Raw genomic sequence first — 6,797 nt, 5'->3', positions numbered from 1 at the left:
CCCCCGACGACGACGGCGAGCGCCGGGAGCGCAGCGGGCCGCGCCGCGCCCGGCGGCCCGGTGAGCCGGCCCGCCGGCCCGACGACGAGCCGGACGACGAGCCGGACGAGGAGCCGATCGAGCCGGTCGAGGTGCGCCGCCCGCTCGCGCTGACCGTCGCCGGGTTCGCCGTCCTGCTCGGGGTGGGCCTGGTGCTCGGGGCGCAGACCTCCGGCCCGGGCCACCGGCTGCCCTTCGCGTTCATCATCTTCGGCGTGCAGCTGCTCTTCGTGCTGGCCTGGACGATGGCCATGCGGCCGCCCGCGGTGCTGCTGGTCGCCCTGGTCAGCGTGGGCGCCGCGGCGGCGGCCGACACCGCGGCCGTGCAGACGGACGTCGCCGGCCTGGCGCCGCTGGGCTACGTCGCGGCGGGTGGTTTCGCCCTCGGGGTGCTCGGCCAGCTCGTCCGGCGGGTCGACCGGGTGCGGGTGACCGACTCGCTCGGCAGCACTCTGCTGATCGTGGTCGGCGTCGTCGCCTTCGCCACCCTGATCGTGCTCAGCCGGATCCCGGCGGGCACCCAGGCCATCACGGTGTGCCTGACCGCGAGCGCGGTCGCGCTCACCGTCGCCCGGCTGACCGACGCGGTGGCGCCGTGGCCGCGACTGGCCCCCCAAGTGCCCCGGGGCGCGGCCGGCGTGGTCGTCGGCGCGATGGCCGGCACGCTGGTCAGCGCCGTCCTCGGCAGCTACCTGGTGACGCCCTTCACCCCGACCCGGGCCGCGGTCATCGGGCTGGTCGCGGCGGTCGCCGCCGTGCTGGCCGACCTCGCCGTCGGCTACGCCGAGGCGGGCCGGCTGATGGCGGGGGAGCCGCCGACCATGTGGGTGGCCCGGCACATGCAGGGGCCGCTCGGCGGCTTCGCCCTGGCCGCGCCGGCCGCGTACGCCATGTGCAAGCTCGTGCTCTGACGGGGCGATTGAGGTTTTCGGAGTTCGGGTACCACCGGTGGGCCGCTTCGCGGCACCCTCGGCACTGACGACAGGAGGCGGCGTGGCCCACGACGACACGTACGAGGAGCGGCCCCGGCGACGCGGGCGCAAGGTGCTCATCACCCTCGTCGTGCTGCTGCTGGTCCTGGGCGGCCTGATCGTGGTGGCCGACCGGGTCGCGGTCGGGGTGGCCGAGCGGGCCATCGCCGACCAGGTCCGGCAGGAGATCGCCAAGCAGGGGGCGCAGTCCTCGCCGCCGGAGGTGGAGGTCGGCGGGGTCCCGTTCCTCACCCAGGTGCTCGACGGCCGCTACGAGCGCATCTCCATCGCGCTGCGCGACGTGCAGGGCTCGGTCCGGGGCGACGCGGTCGCGCTGCCGAAGCTCGACGTGGACGCCCGGAACGTGCGCGCCTCGCTCGACACCATCCGTTCGGGGCAGGGTGACGTGGTCGCCGAGACGGTCGACGGAACGGGCACCATCAGCTACGACAGCCTCGCCAAGCTGCTCGACCGGCCGGGGCTGACCCTCGGCGAGCAGAACGGCCGGCTGGCCGTCACCGCCCCGGTCGACATCCTCGGCCAGCGGCTCACCGTGACCGGCACCGCCGACATCGCGGTCGGCAAGGAGGGGCAGGTGTCGCTGCGCTTCAACGACCTGAACGCCGACGGCCTGCCGAACCTGCCGCTGGCCCGGACGCTGTTGAGCAACTACGCCCGCAGCATCTCCATCGACGTGCCCCTGCCCGAGCTGCCGTTCCAGCTCGCCGTCCGGGAGGTCCGGCCGCTGCCCGAGGGGCTGGCCGTCACCGCCGACGCCAGGAACGTGCCGATCAACTCCGCCGCCGGCTGATCCGCCGGCCCGGGCGTCCCGGATGCTGGTCGGCCCGGTGGTGTCCCAGCGCCCGGCTGGTAGGCTCCCTGCTCATGGGGACGCTCCTCACCAAACGGCGCGCGGTCGACCTGTGCCGCGTGGCCACCTGCCTGTGTCGCCCCGTCATCTGACGGCGGGGCTGTCCTCGGCCGCCTAGCGGCCATCGGCACGCAGGGGCTCTTTCTTCCCCCGTGCTCCCTTTCAACGCCCGGCAGCGGCGCCGTCGCACGAACCCGTGATCCGTCCATACGGTGGATCCTGCGCGTGGTGCGATCGTCACGACTTTCGATGCCCTCGTGCTGGTTCACCATTCATCCTCACCAGGGAGTGATCTGATGAGTCGCGACACCGCACTCGTCTCGGCCGAATGGGCCGAGAAGAACCTCGACGCCCCGGGCGTCGTCTTCGTCGAGGTCGACGAGGACACCTCGGCCTACGACACCGGCCACATCGCCGGCGCGATCAAGCTGGACTGGAAGACCGACCTCCAGGACCAGGTGCGCCGGGACTTCGTCAACAAGAGCCAGTTCGAGGCGCTGCTCTCCGAGCGGGGCATCAGCAACGACGACACCGTGATCCTCTACGGCGGCAACAACAACTGGTTCGCCGCGTACGCGTACTGGTACTTCAAGCTCTACGGCCACCGCGACGTGAAGCTGCTCGACGGCGGTCGCAAGAAGTGGGAGCTCGACGCCCGTCCGCTGGTCACCGACGCGGTGACCCGCCCCGCGACGCAGTACGTGGCGCAGGAGCCGGACACCTCGATCCGCGCCTTCCGCGACGAGGTCGTGGCCGCCATCGGCACCAAGAACCTGGTGGACGTGCGCAGCCCCGACGAGTTCGCCGGCCGGCTGCTCGCCCCCGCCCACCTGCCGCAGGAGCAGGCGCAGCGGGCCGGGCACATCCCCACGGCGATCAGCGTGCCGTGGTCCAAGGCGGCCAACGAGGACGGCACCTTCAAGTCCGACGACGAGCTGCGCAAGATCTACGCCGACGCCGGGCTGGACGACAGCCGCGAGACCATCGCGTACTGCCGGATCGGCGAGCGCTCCTCGCACTCCTGGTTCGTGCTCCAGGAGCTGCTCGGTCACCGCAACGTGAAGAACTACGACGGATCCTGGACCGAGTACGGCTCGCTGGTCGGCGTGCCGGTCGCGCTCGGCGACGAGCCCGGGGAGGCCTGAGTCATGACCGCAACCACCGCTGCCAGTTGCGCCGCTCCCGACCAGGCCGCCCCGCTGCCCGCGAGCCTGGACCTGGAGAAGGAGACCGTGATCACCGGCGTCGTCCGGTCCGACGCGGGCGAGGCCGTCCCGGGTGCGTACGTCCGGCTGCTCGACTCGACCGGTGAGTTCACCGCCGAGGTGGTGACCTCGCCGGCCGGCCAGTTCCGGTTCTTCGCCGCGCCGGGTGCCTGGACCCTGCGGGCGCTCTCCCGGCACGGCAACGGCGACACCGCCGTGACCGCCGCCCGGGGCATCAACGAGGTCACCGTCACGGTCGCCTCCTGACCCCCCACGCTCTGATCGGCCCGTGGCCCGTCCCCTTCGCAGGTGGCGGGCCACGACCGTCTCCGGGCGTGGCTGACCGGCGTGACACCATGGCCCCGTGAACGGCGTGCAAGCGGCGGGGCAGGCCCCGCCCACCGGACCCGGCCAGCCGACGCCCTCCCGGCGGTGGTGGCGTTGGCTGCTCGCCGCCACGGTGGCGTGGGCGGTGCTGCTGGCGGCGCTGACCTGGGTCTCGGTGCGGGACGACCCGCCGACCGTCCGCGAGCAGCGCAGCCTTACCGAGGCCGGCCCCGTCGTCGACCGCGCGGCCGGCGCACTGGTCGTGGCGGCCGGCGACACGGCCGTGCTGACCCCGCCCGAGATCGAGCGGGGCTGCCGGGTCACCCCGTTCGCCGACGGTGCCACCCTGACCCGCGGGGTGGACGTGTTCGTCCCCGTGGGCCTGGAGCGGTCGCTGCTGCAGCGGGTCGCCGACCGGCTTCCCGAGAGCTGGCGGGCCGGCGTCCGGGTGACGTCGGAGGACGGCCCCCGGCTGCGCGCCGACGCGGGCGAGTTCGTCACCGTCTCCGGCGAGGTCGAGGCGGACGGCCTCGTCCGGCTGACCGTCGACACGGGGTGCCGGCCGGTCGGCGACGGCTACGCCGCACCGGCGGTCGGCGCCGACGACGAGGAGACCCAGGCCCTGGCCGCGGCGCTGCGGGCGCTCGGCGGCCCGCCCGGGTCGACCCCCGAGCTGGTCGTCGCCCCCTGCCCCACCCGCGGCACCGCCCGCACCGCCCGCTCCGCCGGCGTCCCGGCCCCGCCGTCCCCGGCCGACGCGCTCGCCCCCGTCGCCCGTCTTCCGATGCTGAACACCGCGCAGGCGTACGCCTACCGGCACGGCGCCGCGATGGTCGTCGCCGATCTCTCGGGCGACCAGGTCGTCGTCACGGTCAACACCGGCTGCCCGGCCTGACCCGACGGTCAGTGACCGCGCGGGTGGTCGTGCGGGCTGCGACTGCGGCCGAGGGCGTCGACGTGGCCCCAGCGGCCGGGGATGTCGAGCAGCTCGATCCGTCCCATGCCCTCGGGCACGGCGGGGTCGATGATCAGGTGGTCGCCCTGTGGCTCCAGCCCCAGGATCACCCGCAGCAGCAGCAGCGGCGTGCCCGCCGACCAGGCCTGCGGGCTGCACGCGGTGGGGTACTCCACCGGGTAGTCGGTGAGGGTCCGCTCGTAGCCGGCGAAGGCCTCCGGCAGCCGTCCGCCGAAGAAGCGGGACGCGGCCAGCATCGCGTCGCAGATCTGCCCGGCCTCCCGGCGGAAGCCGTACCGCCACAGTCCCCAGGCGATGATCGAGTTGTCGAACGGCCACACCGTGCCGACGTGGTAGCCGACGGGGTTGTAGCGCCCCTGGTCGTTGGCGAGCGTGCGGACGCCCCAACCGCTGAAGAGTCGCGGCCCCAGCAGGTGCTCGGCGACCCGACCGGCCCGCGTCTCGTCCACGATGCCGCTCCACAGCAGGTGCCCGATGTTGGAGGTGAGGGCGTCCACCTGCCGGCCGTCGGCGTCCAGGGCGAGCGCGTAGTACTCCTGCTCCGGAATCCAGAAGTCTCGGTTGAACCGCATCTTCAGCTCGGCCGCCTCCCGCTCCAGCCGGTCGGCGTACGCGGGGTCGCCCCAGAACTCCCGGGCCAGCCGGGCGCCGCGGACCTTCGCGTCGTACGCGTAGCCCTGGAGTTCGCAGGTGGCGCGGGGGAAGCCGGGGAACCGGCCGTCGCGGTACGAGATCGCGTCCCAGGAGTCCTTCCAGCACTGGTTCGCCAACCCGGTGTCCGGGTTGCGGGTCTGGTACCAGAGGTAGCCGGTGCCGAGCAGGTCCCCGTACGTGTCGATCCAGGCCAGGGCGGCCCGGGCCGGGGCCTCCAGTCCCCGCACCAGCTTGTCGTTGCCGGTCCACCGCTCGTACTCGTCGAGCAGGATGACGAACAGCGGCGTCGAGTCTGCCGAGCCGTAGTACGGCGAGTGGGGCTGCTCCTCGAAGCCCGCCGTCTCGCCGTAGCGCAGCTCGTGCAGGATCTTGCCCGGCTCCTCGTCGCGGAAGTCGTCGGTCCGGTGCCCCTGCAGGCCGGCCAGCATCATGAGGGTCGGCGGGATCAGCTCCGGCAGGAAGGGCACCGCCTGGAGCGAGGTGATGATGCTGTCCCGGCCGAACAGGGTCATGAACCACGGCAGGCCGGCGGCCACCAGGCGTACGCCGAGGGTGATCGACTCGTAGCGCAGCGCCGCCAGGTCGTGCAGGCTCTGCCGGTACGCCCCGGCCAGCGGCTGGCAGTCGCAGCCGAGCTTCGGTGCCCGGGCGACCAGTTCGGCGTGCTCGGCCCGGATCGCGTCCGGGTTGCGACTGCCCCCGTACCGCGGGAGGTTGGCCCGGATGTCCTCGCCGCGCGCACCGTAGACGACGGTCGACACGTGCAGTCGGGTCGTCCACTCGCCGCGCGGGCCGACCCGGATCCGGTAGGTCATGCCGGAGACCTCGACGTGGGCGGGCGCGCTGGTGCTGATGACCGTCTCGCGGTGGAACCCCTCCCGGCGGTAGGCCAGACGCAGTTCGTCGTCGCCGACGGTGGCGCTGGTGTGGCCCTGCTTGTGCCGGACGTGCTTGATCTCGAACAGGTCCGCGAAGTCGGCGGCCATGTCGAGGTGGACGACGAACTCCATCTCCTCTCCGGAATGGTTCAGCAGGGTCAGCTCCTCCACGAAGCTGCCGCCGATCGCCCGGCTGCGGATCAGCGAGACCTTCGCGTCCAGGTAGTGCGTCGGCTCGCCGGGGACGAGGAAGAACCGGGTGCGGAAGGACTCCGCGGTGTCCACCGAGAGGGCGTGCAGCCGCTCGCCGTCGAGGGTCAGCAGCCAGGTGGAGAGGTGACGGGTGTCGAACGAGAAGAGCCCGGTCGGAAAGTCGAGGGACGGCTCGATGTCGCCGCGGTTGTCGCTGACCAGGAAGGTGTTGCCGTCCAGGATGCTGACCAGTTGCTTCACCGCAGCCGCCCGACCTGTTCGCGCGCGACCTGGCGGGGGTCCCGGGTGCCGGGCGGGTCGGGGAAGAACCGGCGGAACAGCAGGAAGAGCACGACGTCACCGCTGAAGCTGCTCTCGTTGCGCAGCACCGACGAGATCGCCTGGGCCCGGCCGGTGACGAGCCTGTCGAACAGCTCCTCGCTGGTGTACCAGATCGCGTCGGCGGGCCCCCGGTTGCGGCTCACCTCGATCGCGCCCGGTCGAAGGTGGACCAGCCAGTGCACCGTCCGGGTGCCGCGCGAGAGGTCGATCTGCATGGTCCCGCTGACCGGACTGAGCAGCACATGCGGGGCGCGCGCCGGCAGTGATTCGAAGAACCGCTCCGTCGCCTCGGTCACACCCGAATCGTAGGCATCTGCCCGACCTGCCGGGTCGGTATCGGCG

8 protein-coding genes are annotated in these 6,797 nt (G+C 72.9%); 6 read left to right on the top strand and 2 right to left on the bottom strand.

From position 1 onward, the window contains the following. From AB0G13_RS16815 to AB0G13_RS16790, 6 genes are all read left to right on the top strand, one after another. The coding region (locus AB0G13_RS16815) for a hypothetical protein (RefSeq protein ID WP_357874988.1) at positions 1–950 on the top strand (950 nt) is incomplete at its 5' end. Between the two features lie 82 nt (positions 951–1,032). Continuing rightward, positions 1,033–1,821, top strand: a complete 789-nt coding sequence (locus AB0G13_RS16810) for a DUF2993 domain-containing protein (RefSeq protein ID WP_357874985.1) — start codon at positions 1,033–1,035, stop codon at positions 1,819–1,821. 74 nt (positions 1,822–1,895) lie between these two features. After that, entirely contained in the window at positions 1,896–1,973 is a 78-nt protein-coding gene (locus AB0G13_RS16805) for an Ms5788A family Cys-rich leader peptide (protein ID WP_311202345.1), read from the top strand. A gap of 204 nt (positions 1,974–2,177) precedes the next feature. Further along, a complete protein-coding gene (locus tag AB0G13_RS16800; RefSeq protein ID WP_357874982.1) occupies positions 2,178–3,026 on the top strand; it encodes a sulfurtransferase in 849 nt (282 codons plus the stop codon). A 3-nt stretch (positions 3,027–3,029) separates the two neighbouring features. Beyond that, entirely contained in the window at positions 3,030–3,353 is a 324-nt protein-coding gene (locus AB0G13_RS16795; protein WP_357874979.1) for a DUF1416 domain-containing protein, read from the top strand. A gap of 97 nt (positions 3,354–3,450) precedes the next feature. After that, positions 3,451–4,308, top strand: a complete 858-nt coding sequence (locus AB0G13_RS16790) for a hypothetical protein (protein WP_357874976.1) — start codon at positions 3,451–3,453, stop codon at positions 4,306–4,308. Positions 4,309–4,316: 8 nt separating this feature from the next. Here the strand turns inward: AB0G13_RS16790 and AB0G13_RS16785 are convergent, their stop codons facing one another. Together AB0G13_RS16785 and AB0G13_RS16780 are read right to left on the bottom strand one after the other, a co-directional pair. Then, positions 4,317–6,374: a glycogen debranching N-terminal domain-containing protein gene (locus AB0G13_RS16785; RefSeq protein ID WP_357874973.1), complete on the bottom strand. Its 2,058-nt coding sequence runs from the start codon at positions 6,372–6,374 to the stop codon at positions 4,317–4,319. After that, on the bottom strand, positions 6,371–6,751 hold the full coding sequence (locus AB0G13_RS16780) for an SCP2 sterol-binding domain-containing protein (protein WP_357874969.1): 381 nt from the start codon (positions 6,749–6,751) through the stop codon (positions 6,371–6,373). Before AB0G13_RS16780 ends, AB0G13_RS16785 begins: the two co-directional genes overlap by 4 nt. Between the last annotated feature and the right edge of the window lie 46 nt (positions 6,752–6,797).

The sequence above is a fragment of the Micromonospora sp. NPDC023633 genome, from assembly GCF_040640035.1.
Classification (GTDB): domain Bacteria; phylum Actinomycetota; class Actinomycetes; order Mycobacteriales; family Micromonosporaceae; genus Micromonospora.
The sequence above is the reverse complement of the archived record's forward strand: the minus strand, read 5'-3'. Positions and strand labels throughout refer to the sequence as shown.